Source organism: Shewanella amazonensis SB2B, from assembly GCF_000015245.1.
Lineage (GTDB): Bacteria > Pseudomonadota > Gammaproteobacteria > Enterobacterales > Shewanellaceae > Shewanella > Shewanella amazonensis.
The window spans coordinates 1337689-1359209 of record NC_008700.1; the positions used below are offsets into that span (position 1 = coordinate 1337689).

The following is a 21521-nucleotide window of genomic DNA, read 5'->3' on the forward strand; positions in this document are numbered from 1 at the left end:
CGGTCTTTTATCACCTGTAAGCTGTGTTAAGCGCTGTGCTGAGACGCATCGGTTATGGACCCAGTGGCAGGCAAAGAGGGCTGCTTGGCCGATATGGGGATACTGAGCGGCAATTGAATTTCAATGGCGACCCCGCCCAAAGGGGAGGGCGAAGCCGTTATCGTGCCGCCGTGGGCGCGGATAATCGACTGGCAAATCCACAGCCCAAGCCCCGAACCAGATGCCGTCTCTGCCTTGTCAGCGTCCCCAGTGTTGCTGGCACGGTAAAGCCGGTCAAACAGGCGCTCATATTCCTCGGCGGCAACCCCGGGGGCCGAGTCGTCGATGCGAAGGGTTACCCAGGCTTGCTGCGACGCGCCCAAGATCTGGGGCTCTTGGGGAAGATGAGACGGAGACATCGCCAGCAACAGCTGTACCTGGCCGCCATGGTTTGTGTATTTGTAGCTGTTTTTCAACAAATTCCCCAAAACCTGCTCCAGTCGTGCCTTATCCGCAAACACGGCTGGCTCTGGCAGCAACTCAGGCTGACAGTTGTTGGAGAAGCTAACCCGGATCCCTTTTTGTGCCATAAGGGGGCGGAAGCCGGTTATCTGCTCTTCAATCAGTGGCAAAAGCTTGAGGTGCGCCTTACTCATGGCAAGGTTTGTTCCTTCCTCTGCAGACAGCTGCACTATGTCGCCCACCATGCGATTGAGATTGCCAAGGCTATTTGCCATCGACTCAAAGGTGGCATCGGAGCTTTGCAGCAGACCATCCTGCATGGCCTCCAACTGCACTTTAATCATGGCCAGCGGCGTGCGAAGGTCGTGGCCAACTTCAGCCAGCATTCGGTTTTTTTGCTCCATTAATTCTGACAGCATTTCAGCCTTTCTCAGGGCATCGCGATGCTCAAACTGCGCCAGTTGCTGGGCACGCGCGCGGGCCAGGCGCCAGCGAAACAGACCATACAACAACGCCAGCAGCAGCGTCGCCATCAGCAGCTGAAACCACAGGGTTTGATAATAGTTGGGTACTTTACTGACGTTCAGTAACAGCTCTGGCCCCCAGTCGCCGCCTTGCGCCCGCGCCTGTAAATGCAGGCGGTACTCCCCGGGCGGCAGAGCCGTGTAGCGGGCAAGACGCATATCCTCAGGCGCAGCCAGCCAGTCGTTGTCGTAGCCATCGAGACGATAGCGGTAATCCACCTTACCCAGGCTGCTGGCGTCGGGGCTGGCAAAACGCACCGAGAAGCGTTGGTCATCGGCGCCGACCACTAACCCCGGCGACAGAGGATCGAACGGCATATCGACACTGCCAAGCTGGATGTGGGTAATGGCGACAGTGGCGTCAGGGATTGACTGTGGGCGGGCTTTGGTGCTTATCAGCTGCATGCTGTTGTTGCTGGCATAGGCGAAACTGTGGTCATCGAGAAGTGGGCTGCTGCGGCTCCAGCCGAGGTCAAGCGCGCCCTCACGCTCACCAAACTGTGCCAGCAGCAGGCCATTTTCATCCAATAAATGCGTGTTACCCAACCAGAGCTGTCCCGTTGGCAATGCCACTAATCTGGCTGGCTGTATCATCTGGGCTGTGATGTCGTTGGCAAAGGGGCTGAATCTCAATACGGCGACGTTCTTGTCAGACCCCGAGGATGACATTGGTTCGGGCGTAACTGTGAGTTTTTCCAGCTCGCTGCTGCTCAGCCTGTCTATGCCTTCTGGGTGGGTGATTAGCAGGTTACCCTGACTATCGCCAAGGATTTGATTTATCTGGTTGTGGCGCAAACTGCCTTCGGTTGCCTGTTCGCGGCTGAAGAGATTGACAGTGTCAGCACCCGGCATCACCAATCCCAGCCCACCCTGGGTGCCAACCCAGAGCCGATTTTGCTCATCAAGGTAGAGGCAGCGAACGAAGCTGATAAAGCGGCTGCCGTCGGCATTTTTAAGCGGCGACATACTCAGGTTGTCCAGAGATACCCTGACCAGCCCCCGGTCAGTGCCGGCCCAGAGTTCCTGCTCTTGTCCAAGGGCAAGGCTTTTCACGAACACACCGTCATTTTTAGTGAGCGGCAATTGCAGTTCGTTACGCCAATGGCCATCGGCGCTGGTGGTTATCAGATTGCCGCTGTCGCCCCCAAACCAAAAGTTGTCCTGATGGTCTTTTATGGCCGCAACCAGCAGTTTTTGTTGAACTTTAACATCATCGCTGAACGGCGCTATAAGGCCGGTGCTGAGATTAACGCGGCTTGCCTGTTGTTCGGTCAGTACCAAGAGTTCATCCGCACCCAGATTAAGCACTTGATGGATATTGGATGAGAACAGCTCTTTCAGCGCGGGTGCAAAACGGTCAATCAGCGAGAAGCCCTGGGCCTGAGGCGGATGGAATTGCAGCCCTACGCCCAGCACCCCCAGCCACAGGGTGCCCGAGGGTGAGCTTGTTATCGAATACACCACATCGCCCGCAAGCCCATGATGGTCAAGCAGGTTTCCCTGCAGATGTTTGATAAGCTTGCCGGTTTTGCCGTCGCGCAGCTCCACGCCTTTGGTGCCGCTGAGCCAGATGCGGCGACTGCCATCGGCTTCCAGGGTTTCTGCAATGCCGGTGTTGATGACCTTGTGGGCGGCACTACTTTCGTCTTGTTCAAGTTGCAACACCCGCCCAGAGTCGGGGCTTAAGATATAGGAGCCCTGATTCTGGCTGGTAAGCCACAGGCGGTTGTCGCTGGCAAGATACAGCCTGCGCAGTACCACCCTGTGCAGCATTTCCCCCTCATTGGCAAATAGCCTGAAACCGGCTGCACCCATATCCATACTGGCCAGTCCCATAGCGGTAGACAGCCAGAGTTTGCCCTCGGCATCGAATTCGATATCCAGCAGGTAGTTGTGATAACGGTCGTCGGGTTTATCGAGGGAAAGATAAGGGGTGAATTGCGCGCTCTGTTCGCTCCAGCTGTCCAGCCCCCGGTCGTGGGCAAACCAGAGTTTGCCGTTGCGGTCTTTTTTAATGGCATTGACCTGGCTGCCACCTATGCTGCCCGACATCCCGGGGTTTCGCGCAAAATGGGTTGCCTGCCAGGTACTTAAGTCGACCCGGTAGACGCCCTGCGTCATGGTGCCAATCCACAAAATCTGGCCATCGGCAAGCAAGGCGCGCACATGCAGCTTCGATAAATCCAGCTTGTTTGCGCTTTCAAGTGGCTGATATTCATAACCATCAAAGCGGAATACGCCTCTGCGGGTGCCTACCCAGATAAAGCCCTGTTGGTCGATTTCCAGTTTGAGGACTTCTTTGCCCGGTAGTTTGTGATTGGCTTCAACCTGGAACAGCGGTGGAGTAAGAATGGATGAGTCAATGGCTTGGCTTTGAAAGCTGATGGCAAAGACAAACAGCATCGCCAGTAAATGCCAACAATGGCGCAGGCCAGTGCTTATTGAGTGGCTGAAAAACCAGGCTGAGGGCTGCGGGTTGCGGCGCATTCTGAACTGCGGGATCACCAGTGGTTCTCTTTGAGCCAATGAGTTGAGACGCGTTATTGTTAATGGCAAGGGTATCTTGTTAATGAAGACGGGAAAAGCCTTTAGCGCAAATGCCAGCTAAAAAGGCCGATTAACTGAGTGAATCGCATAAGGTTTCACCAAGCCCCGCTGGCTTGGTGAACCTGCCAGAGGCTTGATGAATAGCATCAGAGACTTGATGAACCTGTTGATGTGGCTCACAGGGCCTTGGTCATAAACAGGCTGTGGGGATCTTCGCGGTAATGCCCAAAGGGGGCACAGACCTCAAAGCCGTGGGCCAGGTACAGCCGCTGCGCGGGCAGGAAGTAATCGGCGGTGCCGGTTTCCAGATACAGGCGTTTAAAGCCGAGGCGACGACTTTCGTTTTCCAGATGCATCAGCATGGCATGGCCAAAACCGCGACCGCGCAGCGCGCGGGTGGCCCGCATGGATTTGATTTCGCCGCTGTGAAAGTCCACCTGCTTCACGGCGCCGCAGGCGGCGAGGGTATTGCCCTGCCACAGGGTATAAAAACGGATATCACGTTGCTTGAGACGGGCCAGGTCAAGCGCGTGCACGCTGTCTGCGGGGGAGTTGTCGTACATGTCTTCCAGATGTTCGTGCAGTAATCTGGCAACCGCCGGGTGGCTTAAATCGTCAAGCTTGATATTCATCCCTAATACTCCTGAATAATGACATCCGATTTGACAAAGCAAAGGCTGTGCCTGAATTCAGGGTATTGATAGATATAGGTTTTTATTGGTGGATCTGTGCTTGTAAGCACCTTTGGCGGGAGGGTTGCCTTTTTTTGGTGCAACACGACTGCTTCATCGGCCTGCTCTATTTCGATGTCTGCACGCGTGTAAAGGGAGCTGCGCTTTATCTTTGCGTCTTCGCTATTGCCATTGTTGCACCCTCTGTGCGCCAATTTTGCTCAAGGCCGCATCCTGGCCGATGGTATTGGCCCACGGTGGACAGAAATGACCCAAAATCCGGTTTTTGTTCCCGGCTGCCGATTCGGTTAACTTTTGCAGCAGTTGATGTAGCAGGAGCCGACCATGAGCAGACGATTTTTTGTATTAAGGCACGGGGAAACCCATTTTAACGTTGAGCAGAAATTGCAGGGTCACTGCAACTCGCCGTTGACGCCAAAAGGGCGGGCCCAGGCTCAGGCGGTGGGCGCCGCGCTGAAAACGCATTTGGGCCCGACATTTCATCTCTATGCCAGCTCCCTTGGCCGCGCGGTGCAAACCGCCGAGATTGTGTGTCGGGCGCTGGATAAACCCGATACCCCCATCATCAAAGAGCCCAGACTGATGGAGTTTGCCCTGGGACTGTGGGAGCAAAGAACCGTGCCCAGCATCAAGAGTCAGCACCCCGAGCTTGAAGGGATGGGCGACTGGTACCTGCATGCACCGCAAGCGGAGTCTTTCGACGAGGTGAGATCCCGGCTTGAAAGCTGGCTGGCCGAGCTGCCCCCAACGGGCGACATAGTGGTGGTCAGCCATGCCCTGACCGGCATAGCACTGCGGGGTATGTTGCTGGATTTAAGTTACCAAGACTGCTGGCGTCAGGACCTGCCCCAGGATGCGTTTTTTATCCTTGAAGAAGGAACTGTGACCCGAATCGATTGCCTTGCCGAGCCATGCGTCGCTTGATTTAACCTGCGATCCCCATCATCAGGTAAAAAACACCCGCAGCAGCGGGTGTTTTTGTTGGCAAAAGCCGGTTAGTCAAAAGCCAGTTAGTCAAAGGTGAGGTAGTGAAAGGGTTATGCCCGGATGACTGATCTGGGCGGCTGCCTTTGGCCTTAGAGTGCTTTCAGGCGTACAGCGGCGCCGCCACCTTCGGCCAGATGCAGGCTGAGGGTATCGCCCTTGCGTACGGTTTGCTTTTTGATATCCATCTCATAGGGGCGCCATTTCCACTCGGCGTCTTTGCCGTCCTGATAAATCTGCGCCTCAAAGGTTTTGCCGGGCTCGAGGAAATCCAGCTTCACCGTCACATCCCGGGCATTTTCGTCGGTCACGGCGCCCAGATACCAGTCGTTGCCGCTGTATTGGCGGGCTTTGCGCTCTTTACGGGCCATCACCACAAAGTCGCCCACCGCGCCATCGAGGGCAATACTCTGCTCCCAGTCTGTGGGTACGTCTTTGATAAATTGAAAGGCGTCCGGGCGTTTTAAGTAGTTCTCGGGCAAATCGGCCGCCATCTGGATGGGGCTGTAGAGCACCACATACAGGGCCAGCTGCTTGGCGAGGGTGCTTTGGGGGCGGTTTGTGTTGTCGCCAAGGCCATTAAAGCTCATGTCGAAGATACCCGGAGTAAAGTCCATGGGGCCTGCCAGCATGCGGGTGAACGACAGCATGGCGATGTGCTCCGGCGGGTTGGGCGGATTGCCCCAGGCATTGTATTCCTGCCCACGGGCACCCTCGCGGGCCAGCCAGTTGGGGTAGGTGCGGCGCAGTCCTGTGTCCTTGATGGGCTCGTGGGTGTTGATGCTTATCTGGTATTTGGCGGCGGTTTTCACGTTATCCAGATACTCGCCCACCATAAACTGGCCATCGTGCCACTCAAAGCGCTCAAGGCCGTTTTCATCGATGCGTTTGATGTTGCCGCCATCGGCCACATAGCCGGTTTTTACTTGGGCAACGCCCATCTTTTGGTACAGACTGAAGGCGCCGTCCCACTGTTTGCGGTAGTTGCTGACGCTGCCGGAGGTTTCGTGGTGGCCAATCAGCCTGGCGCCCACTTCGCGGCCATAATCGGCAATGGCCTTGATATCAAAATCGGCAAAGGGCTTGGTAAAGCTGAACAAATCGCCATTGTGGAACCAGTCGCCGTCCCAGCCGATATTCCAGCCTTCCACCAGCACCCCATCAAAGCCATTGTCGGCGGCAAAGCGCAGGTACTTTTTGGTCTCAGCTGTGGTGGCGCCATGCTGGCTGCCGCTGCCCCAGGTGTTTTTATTGATGTGCATGCCCCACCAAATACCCACGTACTTGCCGGGCTCGACCCAGGACACATCCCCAAGCTGATTGGGCTCGTTAAGATTAAGTATAAGGTGCGAGTTAATCAGTCCGGTGGCATTGGGCGCAATGTGCAGCGTGCGCCAGGGGGTGTTGAAGGTGCCATTGGTTTTAACCGCCACCCCATCTGACCAGGGGGTGAGCTCGGCAACAAAGGTGCCGGGTCGGCGCTGATTCAGGGTCATGGCGGCGTAGTCCACCAGGGCCGCCTCGTGGATGGCAATATGCACCCCATCCTTGTTTTTTAAGGTAAAAGGCGTTTGCACCAGGGCGGCATCGGCAAGCTTGCTGTGCTGATAGAGATACTCGTAGCGGTTCCAGCCACGGCCCGGGATCCACCAGGCCTCGGCCTTGTCGGCATCCTCAATGGCAAACTCGGTGAGCTCGCGGCCTATGTTCAGGGGCGTATTGGCATTGACCTCGTAGCGAAAGCCCACGCCATCGTCAAAGGCGCGAAAGCGCACCTTGTAGGCTTGTTTGCTGTCTGGGTGAGTAAAGCTCACCACAAGCTCGTTGTGCTTATCTTCAATGATGCGCGCCTCGCCCCAGGGCTGCTCCCAGCTGCTGTCCACCGTGGCCCTTTGGCTGTCTGTGATATCAAAACCGCCGCGAAAGTTGGCGGCATTGGTGAAATCAAACCCCAGTTTGGAGGCGCCAATCACAGGCTTACCATGAAACAGCACGGCGTAGTGGGGGGCGTCATCATCGCTTACCCTAAGTTCAATCTCGCCATTGGGGGACTTGAGGCTTAAGGTTTTGGCCTGCAATGGCAGGCTGGCGGCCATGGCCAACAGCAGCAGTGAATAGCGCATTTATCATTCCTTGTAAGGTGTCATTTTTTATTTGTGACCACCTTAGCGAAGGTGTGCGCCGGGGGACATAAGCTGCATACGTATTCAGCCCGGCAGACGTCAGTGCCCACAGCGAAGGCATGGCGTCGCCTTGCGGCTAGCGTGCCCACAGCGAAGTGCCCACCGCGCAAGTACTGCGAGAGCAGTGCCTACAGCGCCAGTACCGCGACAGCAGTGCCTACAGCGCAACTACTACGAGAGCTTTGCCCACAGCGACAGCAGTGCCCATAGCCTGGTTAACACCCCGGGCTGCTCTGATGGGTGCTGTGTAAGTCAAAGGTTGGGTTTTCAGATGAAATTTACGGCCTTGTCCAATCTCAACTCAAATAGTGCAGGCGATTGTTGTATAAAAGGAATCTGTATTTCAGGACTGGTATTTCAGGACTGGTATTTCAGGACTGGTATTTCAGGACTGGTATTTCAGGACATGCATAGGCAATCAGGAGGCCATCATGAGTCAGCCACAAAACGCCGCATCACTTTCTCACCCAGACAGCATTCTCAAATCCGCCACTGCCGCCGTGCAGCGCGGCGTTGCCCGTGCCGACGGTAAACTCTGTTTAACCTCATCAAGCCTCGAATTTACCCCTTACAACACCCAGTTTGGATTGGGGCCTTATCAGCTCTCGCGCACCGAAATAGCCAAGGCAGAAAAATGCCTCGGTAAAGGCGGCGGCATTTTGCCCGTGACCCGGGATGCACTGCGCATCAGCTTAAGGGGCGGCGACAGCTATGAGTTTATCGTCGCCAATCCGGAAGACTGGATAGCGGCACTTGGCGCCTGAGTTTACAGCGGCGCTCGGCGCCTGAATTTATAGCGGCGCTCGGCGCCTGAGGTTGGTGCCAGAGTATAGAGAAAGGCGGCGAGCCTTGCGGCCATCTCAGCCAAAGGCTCGCCCTTAGGTGCATGTTGTTGTTTCAGCCCTCGGCCGTTGCCTTTAGCCGTTTACCGAGCAGAACCAGAACTTGTTGCCTTCGCTGTCAAGAAAGCTGCCCACCAGATAGCCTTCTTCCACCGTGGTAACAGGGTCGGCGATGGTCACCTCCCTTGCCCGTAAATAGGCCTCGGTGTCCGGCGCATGGTCACACTCTATGGTAATGCGCGGATTGGGTTCGCTGGTGGGGGTGCCATACCATTCGTCCTTTAACATCAATACCAGCTCCCCGAGGCGATAGCCCCTCAGCTCCCCCTTATCCATTGCCGGCTTCAGCGCCAGCACCTCGCTGTAGAAGTGGTTTGCCCGTGCCATGTCGTTTACGGCGATGGCGATTACTTTTACGGCCCGCAGGCCATGGGATGTGGTGTTCATCTTGCTGTGCTCCAGCGACGTTTGACCTCTTTAAGTATAGTTGTCTGAGCTTTGGTGCTGTGGGTGTTGCTGCTTTTTACTGCATGTTATACAGTGGATGCCATTGATGAATAATCAAGGGAAAACAATGGTTAAGGCATGGCTGATATAAGTGTGTAACCAGAGTTTTCGTTTTGATGCTGACAAAGGTGCTGATTAGGGATGATGGCCGTCGATTCGATACGCTTTCAAAGGGACTTGCCCCGCTTTTCGCACTCCCATTCCCCCACAGTTGGACTTTTTGAAGCTGCCGCTTCTGGCTTGGTTGGCAGGGTTACATCCTGCGGGTTAGGTTGGTTTATCGCTTTGCAAGCGACGGGAAGTTGTGGGTTTCCAACCCACACCCGGGGAAAGGGGGCCGTTTCGACTGGCCCCCTTGTCCAATCCCCCAGCGACCCGCAACGAAGCGGAAAGCCCCTTGGTAGTGTGAGCGCATTTGGCTACACGAGAGACTCGCATCCTGCTCGACCCTCGTGCCTCGACATCCCTGTCTCGGCTACGCCATACGCTCAAACTCCCCGCGGCCGCTTCGAGCGGGATTGGGCTCAAACCTTAGACAATCGAGTTATCGCTGTAATTAGTAAATAGCTTGAACCGTAAAATGGAAGAGTGCCTGAAACTATATGTTATTAATATTTTATAAATAGGAATGGAAATGGAACTTTCAAAAATAAAGATATCAAACTTTAGGTCAATAGACAGAATAGAATTCACTCTGAGGAATTATACATCGTTGATCGGGCCTAATAATGCTGGTAAATCAACAGTGTTGAGTGCTATAGATTGTTTTTTGAATCAGATTAAACCTCAGCTATCTGATTGGAGAAATCATAATTATGACGAGCCTGTGATAATTGAGTGCTTATTTACAAATTTACAGCCATGGGAGTCTACATGTCCTGGTGTTGCTGGCATTGTTCAAAATAATGAAATTCACTTGCGTTTAGTGGCGTCGGCAGATGTTGCCAATTCTTCAGTTAATGTTGAGTATGAAGCTTATATTAGAGAAGAGCAAATTGAAGGTTGGTCCTCTGGATGGAGAGATTTATCTCAGACCATCAAAGAAATTGCAAGCGAACGAGGTTTCAACGGCACTAGCTGGAAAACAGTATCAAACAGAGAAGTTATAAAGCAGCATCTAAGGGAAAATCATCCAGAACTGATTGCTGCGGGTGATTATATCTGGACTAGTGAAGGTATTAGCATTAAACCCGCTTTACAACAAGCTTTACCCAAGTGTGTGGTTATACCGGCGGTTAGCAAGATTGGAGATGACCTGAAAACCACTGGGAAATCGCCATTTAATCAACTTTTATCTTCCGTTGTTATGCCAGCAGTCGCGCGTTCAGAAGAATTTAGAGGTTTACAATCAGCAATTCAGTTATTAACTGATAAAATGCGGGGGCAGTCTGAAGATGAGTTCGAAGAGATTAGGCGTATAACCGATTTATTGACCGAACGTTTGTCAAGTATATTGGATGCCGAAGTTATAATGAGTCTTAATTCACCAGACTTTGAGAAGTTTATAAACTCTGGCGCAACACTTTTAGTAAATGATGGGCATACAACATCCCCTGATAATCAGGGAAGTGGTGCACAACGAGCTCTAACATTTGCACTGCTAGAAACAATAACGAAAATGGAAATTGCTCAAGAAGGTGAACAGGTTAAGTCAACCTTGTTACTGTTTGAAGAGCCGGAGTTGTATATTCATCCTCATTTAATGAGAAAGCTGAAATCCATACTTGAGACTATTGGCGCCAGTAATCATTGGCAAGTGATTTCAACAACTCACTCACCGTTTCTGATTGATGTAGCTTCAGACCCTATGTCGTTAGTCCTGGTCTCAAGAAATGGTAGGGGAAGCCCTACAGAATTAAAGCAGTTGCAATCTGATCCATTTTCCAATGTTGAAAATGGAGATAGAGAGCGACAAGCCTTAAGAGCGACCTTAGATTTTCATCCAACAGTATGTGAAGCGTTTTTTGCTAGTCGTGTGGTTTTAGTTGAAGGCGATACAGAGGTGGCTATCTTCAAGAGAGCATATGAGATTCTTGATGCACTTGAGATGGATACAAGCAATGTAGAGAACACCACAATAGTTTCTTGCGGAGGTAAGTGGACAATCCCCGCAATTGCAAGGTTACTAGCTAACTTTGAGGTGCCATTTAGAATTGTTCATGATTTGGATCGAAAAGGTCGCACAGACGATGAGTTACAAGTTGCAACGGGTATTGATCCTTATCGAGCCAATGCAAAAATTGACAGCGCAGCACCGAATGTAGATAAATTTTTGGTCGAAGATACCCTAGAGGATTTACTATGGCCTAATTCTCGTTTATCTGGAAAAGACAAGCCTTATCAAGCATGGAATAGAATTAGCGACTTACTTGGAAATGTTGGAGAGCTTCGCGATTTACATGACTTTGAGAGAATGCTTCGCTTTGTGTATGAATGGTAATTTTGCTTACATCTTAATTTTGGCTTTACACCGGGGGATGAACAGCATGGGACGCAGAAGTTCTTCACTAGAAATGCTAATCGACCAGCTTTTCGAGATCACTGGCTACGTTTGGCAAATTGGTGCTGTAGTTACTGCAATATTGGCTTTTTGTACTTACAAAGCTGCTATGTGGGCGAATGGCTTGACTGAGCAACCGACTTCACATATCACGGCTGTATTTGAACGCTTTTCATGGTTTTTTTACATAGTTCCGGTCATGTTGGGTGTGCTTACATTTTTGCTTTTCGTTAAAACACTCGAGACGTACCAAAGAAGGTGAGTGTAGGCACGGCATTTATTTGCACGATGAGCTTGCGTTATCTCGAGTGGGTACACTGACGGTAACATAACTCTTCACTTGCAGATTGTACCGCATTGCCCCCATTGAAGCCGCTTTGGTTGTTGGGCTGAGTGAAACGGGTAAGTCGAGGCATGGATGCCGAGACAGTGACCGTCGAGCTTGGAGCGAGTCGGTCACGGTGGCCGTTTTCAGCCCATAAGACCAAAGTGCTCGGCTTCGTCTGGGGTCGCTGGGGGATTGGACAAGGGGGCAAGTCGATACTGCCCCCTTTCCCCGGGTGTGGGTCGGAGACCCACGACTTTTCTGTCGCTTGCAAAGCGACTTAATTTAATAAAAAACACGCAGGTTTTCCCCTGCACCCATCAGCAAATGCGAGGAAACAAAAAACCAGCGCTATGGCTGGTTTTTTCATTCATACCGTCCAGTGCAACTGACCACCGACTATCCGACTGGCAACATGCACATTGAGCGTTAGTTTGGCTTACGCATTAAGCCAACGGCTCCAACGGTCGATACCGCGCCACCGCAGAAGGCAACACAATCCCTTGAGCCTTCAAGGAATTCACCCGATGTAAATACGCTGCCCCGCTGAGCAAATGCAGCGCCAAGTCCACTGCGCGGCGCTCGCGGTAATCATCAAGGTAAGTTCCCTTCGACCAGCCGTTAAAGGCGCCGAGTGCCGGGCCTGCCCAGATTTGATAATCCATCTCGCGGCCTGCTTCGCCGGTATTCGACCAGCGGCTGGAGAGCCCCAGATACCAGCGGAAAATCAGTGCCATCTTGCGCTTGGGGTTACCCTCGGCGCGCTGAATCTGACTTGGATCGCGCTCCATAAAATGCGCCACAGTGCCTTGCCAAATGTCATCGAGGCTGGCGCGAAACACCTGGGCTTCGAGCTTTTGGCGCTCATCTGCCGGTATGGCTTCGATGCTGTCGTAGCGGCTGTAAATCTCGTACAGCTTGTTGGCGCGCATCGGGAACAGAGTGCCGCGTTTTACTACCTGAAGCTTAACGCCCATCTCGAACATGTCGGCGGCCGGTGCCATGGTCACATCGGCCATTTCGGTGGTGGCGAGCAGCTTACGGGTGTGCTCGCTGGCACCGGCCTCGATACAGGCCTGATTGATGGAGCCGGTGACGATAAAATCCGCCCCCATATTAAAGGCGGCCAAGGCCGCATCCGGCGTGCCTATGCCGCCGCCTGCGCCGACACGGATGGGGGTAGCGAACGATTGGCTGGTTGCCAGCTCGTCACGCAGCGCCAGAATGGTGGGCAGCAGAGTCACCAGCGGACGGTTGTCGGTGTGGCCGCCGGAGTCGGCTTCGGCGGTGATGTCATCGGCCATGGGCACCAGCAAGGCAAGCTCGGCCTGCTCAGTGCTGATATGGCCCTCGGCTACCAGGGTATCGAGCATCTTTTTCGGCGCACTCTTCATAAAGTGGCTGGCGACCTCGGTGCGGCTGATTTTGGCAATCACCTTGTTTTTAATGACGATATTGCCATCGTTGTCGCGGCTTAAGCCTGCGGCGCGGTAGCGCACTATGTGCGGGGTCAGCGCCAAAAAGGCTGAGGCTTCTACCGTGTGCACGCCGTGCTTTAAGTAAAGCTCCACCGCGCCTTGCTCCAGCGCAGGTTCGCTTGGGCTGTGGATGAGGTTAAAGGCGTAGGGGCCCTGTGGCAGCTCGGCCTGAATGCGCTTGATGGCGGCTTCAACACGGGCTGGCACCAATCCTGCGGCGCCAAAGGAGCAGAGGATGCCTGCTTTACCGAGGGCGATTACCAGCTCTTCGGAGGCGATGCCATTGGCCATGGCGCCAGCGTAGTAGGCGTATTTTACCCCGTGGCAGCGGCGAAAATCCTCACTGCCAAGCTCACAGGCGGCAAAGGGGGCGGCAAAAGCGGCCACCGGCAGCAGCCCGGGCTCTCGGCCTTGCTCCGGTTGTTGCTCAGAAGCATCGTGGCTCAGGCAAAGCTCACCACCGGGCAGGCGCGCCACATACAGGGGCTTATTCAGCTCAAGCAATGCCGACTTAAAGGCGTCCACATGGCTTATGCCCGAGGCTTGGTCTATGGCCCATGGCCACTTGAAAGCTGTGCTCATCTTGTCTCTCTTATGGCGGTCAGTACCGCAATTCTTCTTATCAGCGGCAGTTGGCCGCGTTCAATGCTGTTTTGTCGTGGCGCTTCAGGCTTCTTCAATTGCCAGTGCCAAATCGCTGATTTCGTATATGCGCAGGCCATCTTTGGCAAGCCAGGCGTCGGCCTTGAGGGTAACGCGGCCTGTTTCCCTTTCAATGGCAGTCACGTGCAGCTCCAGCGACATCTGCTTATTTAAAGGGCTGATTTGGCCGCGGTATTTCCACTTCACACGGCTTAAGCAGTGATTAAAGCGCGGATTGGCAAACTCATTTCCAAGGCCTGAGTCCAGCGCGAAGCTTGAAAGCAGCTCGATAATGGCCTCAACCCCGAGGGAGCCCGGCATCACTGGGTCCTGATGGAAGTGGAAGCGGAAGAACCAGTCGCTTGGGTCAATGTTGCGCTCGCCGTACACATAGCCAAGGCCTGCCTTGCCGCCAGCGCGGACTATATCCACCTTGTCGACAAAGTTAAGGCGGCCGCCCGGCAGGCGCAGATGGGGCTTGCCGGGGGCGGCCTGATACAGGGCGCAGCCGTTGTCGCGCAGCTTGTAGCTGATGTCAGGGCTTAGCTTTTGCACCTCAATCCAGGGGGTGGTGACCTTGCCGTTATCCAGCCCCAACTGGTGGGTAAGCGCCTCGGCCTTGAAGTAACCAAACACCGCCTTGCCTTCATAGAAGGGCTCACCGTCCGCCGCCAGCGCAAAGCTGAAGGTCTGGATGATATTGGTGCCGGACATCACAGTGCTCAGCAGGCGCGAGTCGTTACTGATGGTCTTGCCGCGAAGGTCGATGTCTTTAATCAGGGTGCCTTCACCATCGAGATTGCGGAAAAACAGCTCAAGCCCGGGGAAACCGAGGGTGGTGCCCATATAGCCCGAGATAAAGCCGTTTGGCTGCAGGGCGATTTCCATCAAAATGGAGTAGGGCATGCGCGCCGGATGGCTGTTTTCGGCAAAATACCAGGCCTTGGGCGGCACTTCGTATTCGCCGATGCAGGATGCCGGGGATTTGAAATCGCCGCGCTTGCCGTTAACCTCCACCACCCGGGTGGTGAGCTGCAAGTCGCCGCAGGGGGTGCGCGGCGGAATAAGGCCGCGGTACACGGCGAACTCGGGGCCGAAGCAGTTTTCAATGTTGCCGGTGGCAAACTCAAACAGATGCCAGGGGGTAAAGGGCACCGTATCCGGGGTGCGATTTGCCGATTTGGGTGAACTGTCTTTTGTCAGCGGCGCCTCGATATGCTTCACCGGTACCACGCCTTTAATTGGTGTGGCATTCAGGTCTGGTTCGTGGGTCATCAGCGGCGCATTGATGGACGCCTGACGGCCTTCGAGCAGTGCCTTATTGTCGCAAATGGCCGCTGTTTCGTTTGTTGCGCCGTAGCGATGACAATCGTCATCTTCTTTGAGCATCACGCCGGTATTGTGAGAGGGGAAATCCACCCTGCTGTTGTCTGCGCCGTAGCGGGTGCAGTCATCGTCTTCTTTGAGCATTACGCCCAGATTCTGGAAGTCCACTACCACCTTGCCATCGAGGATGATTTCGATATTGGCCTTGGCCCAGGGAGAGGGGGTGAGGCCGATGTCGGTGACTTCCATGCGGTAAGTGAGGCGGTTTGACTGGGGCAGTACCTGACCACGGCAGCGCACCTTTTGCGGCGCATCTTTAAGTGGCTGGAAGCGGCCGTTTTGGGTGAGCTTATGCAGCCCCAGATGCAGCATGTAAAACTGCAGCAGCTGACCGCAGCCTTCGGCCATCAGCGAGCCTGCCATTACCTGATCGTCTTTGAAATGACAGGGGAAATACCAGTGGTCTGGCTCAAGCTGCTTATGGCCTTCGATAAGCCCAAGGCCCCAGGCGCCGCCCTGTACATCCACCTTGCTGACTTCTTCAATCATCAAAAACTTTTCAGAAGCAAAACAGAGGGAGGGCTGATGGAAGCCCAAATCATGGCTTGGGCCAAAGCAGCCCGCCACATCGGCGCTGAGAAGACGCGAGACCTTGTCGTACCCAAATGCCGTTTTATCGCAGGCAATCAGCGGCTTGAAGTGGCGCGGATTCGCCATGGCGGCGCTGCGCTGTTTGATTTCGTCCTCGGTGCGGATAACCCCTTTGCCGTCGGCAAGCTCGGCATCGGTAAAGAAACCGGCGCAGCCGCCATCCATCTTGAGGATAAGCTTATCGCCCACAAAGCACTCGTAGGAGAAGAAAAACAGCAGGGTGTCGCCGTTGCGGGCGTAATTGTTGATGGAAATATCGTACCTTAAGGTATCGCCGCCACGGGGCAGATCACCCAGGAAGGTAAGGGTGCAGTCCAGCAGCCGATAGACCCGCTCGCCCTTGTTCTCAAGGTCGATGCCGAGGAAGGAGATAAGCATGAGATCGCACTGGCCCGACTCCACCGCCACCGCCCAGGGAATTTGCCCGTCCACCAGGTAGGGGGCATCCAGCGGAATATCGTATTCGGTGGTCATGGTGCTGGGTTTGTACTCGCCCAGTTTGGCATCGAGTTTGGTGACCCGGGACACCAGCAGATAGTCGGTGGTGGGCAGGCGCACCCGGCGCTTGTAGCTGTCGATAATGGCGTAATCCGGGCCAAACACAGGGGCGATATCACCCTCGGCGTACTGCACCAAATCGGCATAATCCCAGATGCAGTCTTTTACCGCCTGAGCGGCGGTAGTTGCATTGAAGGCGGCAGCAGGCAGGCTGAGCTCTAGATTGGGAAGGCTGCGCTGGGCCTTGGGCAGGCTGCGCTGCAGCGGCTTTTGCTCACCCACGGCCGCGACGATGGCGGCATTACTGATGCCCGCTGCGTCGCCCGTGATATCCGCCATGAGCGCGCGGGCGAGTTTAAGCCCGGCTTCCCGGCTTTGCAGGAATGCCTGATGTGCTTCCATGGCCGCAAGGCGGTTTTGAACCAGGGGCGCCGCAAGGGGCTGGCCGGGGTGTGGCGCGAATGGCTGAGCAGAGGCTTGGGTCTGTGATTTGTGTGTCATCTGTGGGTTTATATTGTGCTGCGACGCTGGAGCCGGTGTCTCTTCTGGCAACTGTGTCTTGTCCTGTGACGGTGTCTTTTCCGGCAACGGTAACGCTGCCTGCCCGGCGGCGGCCTGTGCCAATTTGGCCCGGATCTCTGCTTCAAAGGGCAGTTCGGCGCTGAGTATGTGGCCGCGAATATCTCTGCCGCCAAGCTGTATTCTTTGCAGCAGTTGCTTGCCTTGGGGGGCGGGTAAGCCGTTTATCAGGCGCTGATTAAGGGCCTCGCGTTGAATTTCGCTTTGACTGAGTTCAACCCGGGCGCTGTGCGCGGCGCCATCGAGCAGCACGGCAGCGTTTGGCTGCCCGGCATTTTCCCCAAGCGTCAGCGACAGCAGCGCATGTTGCAGGCTCGCCATATTGGCAGCCGCAAAACTGTGGCCGAGGCGGGCGCTGGCACTGTGGTGACTGATGTCGAGCATACGGCCAAGCTTGCCGCTGGGGCTGTGTTCACTGATGCCTGTGACATCGGCCTTGTCAGGGGTACTGAATACCGGCGCCGTGAGCGCGCCATAGCGGCCTTGGCTGCCAGTCTTCAGCACCAAAGCGCCTGCCCCTTCACCGGGGGGGAGCCCCATGGCCTGTAAGGCGTTGCCCCAATGCCAGATTTTTTCGGCGCTGCCTGCCAAGTCCACCGCAGCCACAACCACGGCATCCAGCTGCTGGGTGGCAAAGAGGTTGCCTGCCACCTCCAGCGCACGGGCCACCGAGAGCTCGCCCGCCGACAGGGTAAAGGCGGGGCCATTGAAGTCCCACTGGGAGGCCACGCGGGAGGCCATGATGTTGCCAATGTAGCTAGTGTACTGATTCAGGCTGGCCGATGGCAGTACCGCATCCATGGCCAGTTGCTCCAGCGCCTGATATTCATCATCGCTGAGCACTATGCCAGCCCGTGCAAGGCTGTCGGCCAATTGGGTATGCAGGTTAACGCGGCCACGGAACTGATGCAGCTCAAGCTCGGTTTCCATGGCGACCAGCACGGCCACCTTACTGCCGGTCTCAAGGCCTGCATCGCGAATGGCTTCGTCTGCCACCTTCATCAGCAGCAGCTGCTGGGCAACCAGCCTGTCTCCCGGATGGGGCGGCAGCCTGAAGCGCAAGAAGTCCAGCTCGAAGCTGTCAATAAAGCCGCCGTTAGCCTCGCGGGTGGCATCAGAGCCGTCCCTCAGGTGCTCAAGGCCTTTCCAGCGCCCTTCGGGCAGCGGGACAAGGGCGTGTTTGTTGTCTTTTATGAGCCTGGCAAGCTCGCTCACATGGGTTGCAGCGCCGAAATGTCCGGCAAGTCCATCGATACCCAAATCGCCACTTGCCGTGTCTTTGAATCCAGGGCGAAGGCGATTGGCAAGGATGGCGTCGGCGGCGTCGGGGGATTCCAGCACCAGGTGGGCGTTACAGCCACCAAAACCAAACACCGACAATCCGGCCACACAGGCGCTATTTTGCGTCTTGGCCGGCCAGGGGCGGGCAGAGGTCACCATCTGGTCTTCGCCAAAGAGCCCTCTGGGGGAGCTTAATGGGCTGGAGAGGCGCACCGTGGGCGGCAACAGTTTGTGCTTCATCGCCAGCATCAGTTTGATGATGCCGGGCATGCCTGCCGCCGTTAACAGGTGCGTGAGGTTGGATTTTACCGAGCCGATTAGGGGCGGCGCGCTGCCATCGAGGCGCGACTCAAAAAAGCTTTCCAGCGAGGTGAGTTCCACCTTATCGCCAAGGGGGGTGCCGGTGGCATGGCATTCCACCACTTCCACGGCGCCGGGCGCGATGCCTGCTTCATCGTAGGCCCGCTCGAACGCCTTGATTTGCCCCTTGCTGGCCGGGCTTAACACAAACTGGCCGCGGCCATCGTTGGACAGGCCCACACCGCGGATTATGCCGTGAATGGTGTCGCCATCGCGTTTGGCGTCGTCCAGGCGTTTGAGCACCAATACCCCGGCGCCTTCCCCGGCGTACAGGCCGCCGGAGTGCTTATCGAGGGGCGCGCTCAGGCCGTGGTCCGGGAACGCATGGAAAATGGAAAACCCCATGCTGATAAAAAAGGGATCGGCGCCGCTCACGGCGCCCGCCAGCATCACATCGGCCTTGCCTGTGGCGAGGTAATCGCAGGCAAGCTTGATGGCGTACACCGAGCTGGCGCAGGCCGCATCCAGGCTGAGGCTTACGCCCTCAAGCCCCAGGCATTCGCTGATAAGCGCCGAGGCATCGGCGGCGGTATCCTGCAGCCAGAGCTGCGACTCAAGCTCGCTTTGTCCATCGAAGGGCTGTAGCGGCGGGAATCCGGGTAAACGGGCCTTGAGGCCATTTTCCACCGCCCTGTGATATAGGGGCAAAAAGGCACGGTTGGAGGCCTTGGTAGGAAACGACAAGGTGCCCATTACCACGCCGCAGCGGGCTTTATCGGGGGAAGAACTGAGGCTTTGCAGCGCCAATTTGGCCACATCCAATGCCCACAGTTGATGCTCGTCCACCTGGGTGGCCAATTCGGCCATGGCGCTGGCGGGTTTGGCGTAACCCTCGGGGGAGAAACGAAAGTTTCGCAGATAGCCGCCTTTGTCGCAGTAAAAGCGGTCACTTGTGCCTTGCTCGCCAAGATAAGCCGCCACCGGGGCGCCGAGTTTATCCTGGCAAATTGGGCTGTGGGCATCTTTGCCCTCGGTGATCAGCGACCAGAAGGCGTCTGCATCATCGGCACCGGGAAAGCGCCCCGCCATGGAGACGATGGCGATGGGGCAGGCGATGGTGCCGGTATCAGCGGGCTGGGCGTGAGAGTGTGTTTGGGTATCTTGGCTCAAGGCGTTGTCTCTTGGGCGGCGCGCGGCGCGTCTGCAATGGCAGGGCGCAGGCGGGATAAATTCATCGGAATACTGTGGGCAATGAGGCGTGCCAGGGTTTTTTGCAGCGCCTTGCCATCCTGACCGTCGCAGGGATGGGCGCTGAGGCGCATCAGGCGGGCGTCGGCAATGGCCTGAATGATGCCGCTGGTTTGCCGTCCGGCGCCCACCTCCACAAAGAGTCTGGCACCGGCCTTGGCGGCACGAAGCACCAGAGCCGTGAAGTCCAGCGGCTCGCTGAAGGTGGTGGCGATGGCATGGGCAACCGCGTCTGGTTGACACTCGTCTGCCAATTGCAGCGGCGTATCGGTGCCAGCGCTGAGCATCACAGGCAAAGCTGCCCTGGCGTCGCCGGACACTTGTGCCAGTGGTCGCAGATAAAATGCCTTGAGCTGCGCCTTGATGGCGGCAGCAGCCGGGGTGTGCATGGCAGTAACAAGCCCTGTGGTGAGTGGCCGTTTGCCAAGGGTCTTGCACAGGTGCTTAAGCTCGGTTTCGTCTCCGGCAAGCACAGTGCTGGGGCCCTGGGCGATGGCAATGCTGACCCGGGGGAAGTCTGCCAGATGGGGGCGTATTTCCTCGGCGCTGAGCCTTACTACGGCACTTTGCCACTTGAGCGCGTTGCTGGCTGCGGCTTTTTTACGGGCGCGGGATTTAGCCGCCTTTGGTGCCGGGTTGTCCTGGGGCGTTTCCTCATCCAGCTGCCACAGGGCCCGCACGGCCTTGAGCTCACCTGAGATCTGCTCGTTGAAGAGTTCGCTCTCGAGGGTATCGTGCGCCATGGCAAAGGGGTCTTGCCACAGACCATGGCTGGCCACCATGGCGGCTTCGCCCATGGAATACCCAAGGGCAATGGCAGGTTTGAGGCCAAGCTCTGTCGTCAGGATACGGGCCATCAGGTAGCTGGCGCCCACGCCGGCCACGGCCTGTTCGGCGAGACTGGGGTTGTCTTCCAGCTCTCTTGGCTGCAGCAGGGCATTGAGGCCGTCGAGCCCGTGCTCGCGGCTCTGCTGATCCAGGGCATCAAAACTGTCGGCAAAGCGCAGGTGCAGGCTTGAGAGCATGGAGGCTGAGGCCACGCCCACACCGGGGTAAACGAAGGCGAGCCCATCGGCCGTGGCAGGGCTCGGAGCAAACACGCTGCCAGCCGGGGTTACCAGTTCAATGTCGTCCCGCAGGCTTTCTGCTATCCGCCAGGAGAGGGCGGCGGCCTCGGCGGCCAGGGCCTTGGCCGTGTCGCCAACCAGCACCAGCGCCCGGCAGCCCGGGGTCATCTCATCGACGGCATCGGCAATGAGTTTGGCCAGCGCCGCCTGGCCCTTTGCCGAGTTATCCTTGATGGCATTGAGGCTTGCCTGTACCTGGGTAAGTCGCCGTTGAATATGGGACCAATCGGCATTGGGCAACGCCAGTGGCAGCAGCCAGGGCAGCGCATTTGCTACCAGGGTGTTGGGGCTGTTATGGGCTGATTCGGGGCCGTTGAGACCCAGTGTCAGCCGCGCCGAACCCTGGGTGAGTACCAGGGTGTCGCCGCCGGCCATCCTGCTGCTTACTGCATCAGTACTGGACTGGTCGTTACCGGACTGGTCCGGGGTGTTCACCAACGCCACGACCCGCGCCTGATAGCGAGGGTGGCTCCAATAATTGCCGTATACCGGATGGGTTCGGCTGGCCAGTTGCTCCGCGTGGCGGATAACGCATTCCAGCGTGACGGGTTCAAAGAGAATTTCCGCATCCGCCGGGGCGCGCCCGGCCTGAGCAAGGGCGGTGTGAATGGCATTTTTGCCCGAACCCAGGGCCTGCAGCAGTGCCAGCGGATGCAGGCGCTGTTTGGCGGCCTCCAGTGCCGGCAGCATCAGCAGGGTGCCGTCTTCACCCAGTGCGATGGTTGAACCCTTTTGTGCCTCTTCAATCAGGGCGTGCCAGTCGGGTTCGCTGGCGGTGATCCTTACGGCATCGTTCGGGCAGCGTTGCACCCGGCACAGCGCCAATCTCAGGGGGGGCGTCTTCAC

Annotated in this window: 9 protein-coding genes and 1 pseudogene; 3 read left to right on the forward strand and 7 right to left on the reverse strand. The window is 56.2% G+C overall.

Annotated elements, in window-relative coordinates:
- Window positions 1–26: 26 nt before the first annotated feature.
- Window positions 27–3470 carry a two-component regulator propeller domain-containing protein gene (locus SAMA_RS05785; protein ID WP_157608309.1) on the reverse strand — a complete coding sequence of 1148 codons (3444 nt, stop codon included), beginning with the start codon at window positions 3468–3470 and terminating at the stop codon, window positions 27–29.
- A 218-nt stretch (window positions 3471–3688) separates the two neighbouring features.
- On the reverse strand, window positions 3689–4144 hold the full coding sequence (locus SAMA_RS05790) for a GNAT family N-acetyltransferase (RefSeq protein WP_011759222.1): 456 nt from the start codon (window positions 4142–4144) through the stop codon (window positions 3689–3691).
- A 384-nt stretch (window positions 4145–4528) separates the two neighbouring features.
- Between SAMA_RS05790 and SAMA_RS05800 the strand changes: the two genes are divergently transcribed.
- Complete coding sequence (locus SAMA_RS05800; RefSeq protein ID WP_011759223.1) at window positions 4529–5128, forward strand: histidine phosphatase family protein; 600 nt, start codon at window positions 4529–4531, stop codon at window positions 5126–5128.
- A gap of 152 nt (window positions 5129–5280) precedes the next feature.
- Here SAMA_RS05800 and SAMA_RS05805 read toward each other — a convergent pair whose 3' ends face one another.
- Window positions 5281–7311, reverse strand: a complete 2031-nt coding sequence (locus tag SAMA_RS05805; RefSeq protein WP_011759224.1) for a glycoside hydrolase family 97 protein — start codon at window positions 7309–7311, stop codon at window positions 5281–5283.
- Window positions 7312–7802: 491 nt separating this feature from the next.
- On the opposite strand from SAMA_RS05805, the gene SAMA_RS05810 reads away from it, so the two are divergent.
- A complete protein-coding gene (locus tag SAMA_RS05810; protein WP_011759225.1) occupies window positions 7803–8135 on the forward strand; it encodes a hypothetical protein in 333 nt (110 codons plus the stop codon).
- Between the two features lie 153 nt (window positions 8136–8288).
- Here the strand turns inward: SAMA_RS05810 and SAMA_RS05815 are convergent, their stop codons facing one another.
- Window positions 8289–8660: a VOC family protein gene (locus SAMA_RS05815; RefSeq protein WP_011759226.1), complete on the reverse strand. Its 372-nt coding sequence runs from the start codon at window positions 8658–8660 to the stop codon at window positions 8289–8291.
- A gap of 694 nt (window positions 8661–9354) precedes the next feature.
- Here SAMA_RS05815 and SAMA_RS19340 point away from each other — a divergent pair.
- Entirely contained in the window at window positions 9355–11160 is a 1806-nt protein-coding gene (locus SAMA_RS19340; protein WP_198134303.1) for an ATP-dependent nuclease, read from the forward strand.
- A gap of 831 nt (window positions 11161–11991) precedes the next feature.
- Here the strand turns inward: SAMA_RS19340 and SAMA_RS05830 are convergent.
- From SAMA_RS05830 to SAMA_RS05840, 3 genes and pseudogenes are all read right to left on the reverse strand, one after another.
- A pseudogene (locus SAMA_RS05830) lies at window positions 11992–13419 on the reverse strand (PfaD family polyunsaturated fatty acid/polyketide biosynthesis protein); the annotation flags it as partial.
- Window positions 13420–13689: 270 nt separating this feature from the next.
- Complete coding sequence (locus SAMA_RS05835; protein WP_408640220.1) at window positions 13690–19416, reverse strand: hotdog fold thioesterase; 5727 nt, start codon at window positions 19414–19416, stop codon at window positions 13690–13692.
- 50 nt (window positions 19417–19466) lie between these two features.
- Window positions 19467–21521, reverse strand: a complete 2055-nt coding sequence (locus SAMA_RS05840; protein ID WP_198134304.1) for a PfaB family protein — start codon at window positions 21519–21521, stop codon at window positions 19467–19469.

Coding starts and splice junctions, on each gene's coding strand:
- SAMA_RS05790 (WP_011759222.1), bottom strand. CDS start 4,144: ATGAATATCAAGCTTGACGATTTAAGCCACCCGGCGGTTGCCAGATTA.
- SAMA_RS05800 (WP_011759223.1), top strand. CDS start 4,529: ATGAGCAGACGATTTTTTGTATTAAGGCACGGGGAAACCCATTTTAAC.
- SAMA_RS05805 (WP_011759224.1), bottom strand. CDS start 7,311: ATGCGCTATTCACTGCTGCTGTTGGCCATGGCCGCCAGCCTGCCATTG.
- SAMA_RS05810 (WP_011759225.1), top strand. CDS start 7,803: ATGAGTCAGCCACAAAACGCCGCATCACTTTCTCACCCAGACAGCATT.
- SAMA_RS05815 (WP_011759226.1), bottom strand. CDS start 8,660: ATGAACACCACATCCCATGGCCTGCGGGCCGTAAAAGTAATCGCCATC.
- SAMA_RS19340 (WP_198134303.1), top strand. CDS start 9,355: ATGGAACTTTCAAAAATAAAGATATCAAACTTTAGGTCAATAGACAGA.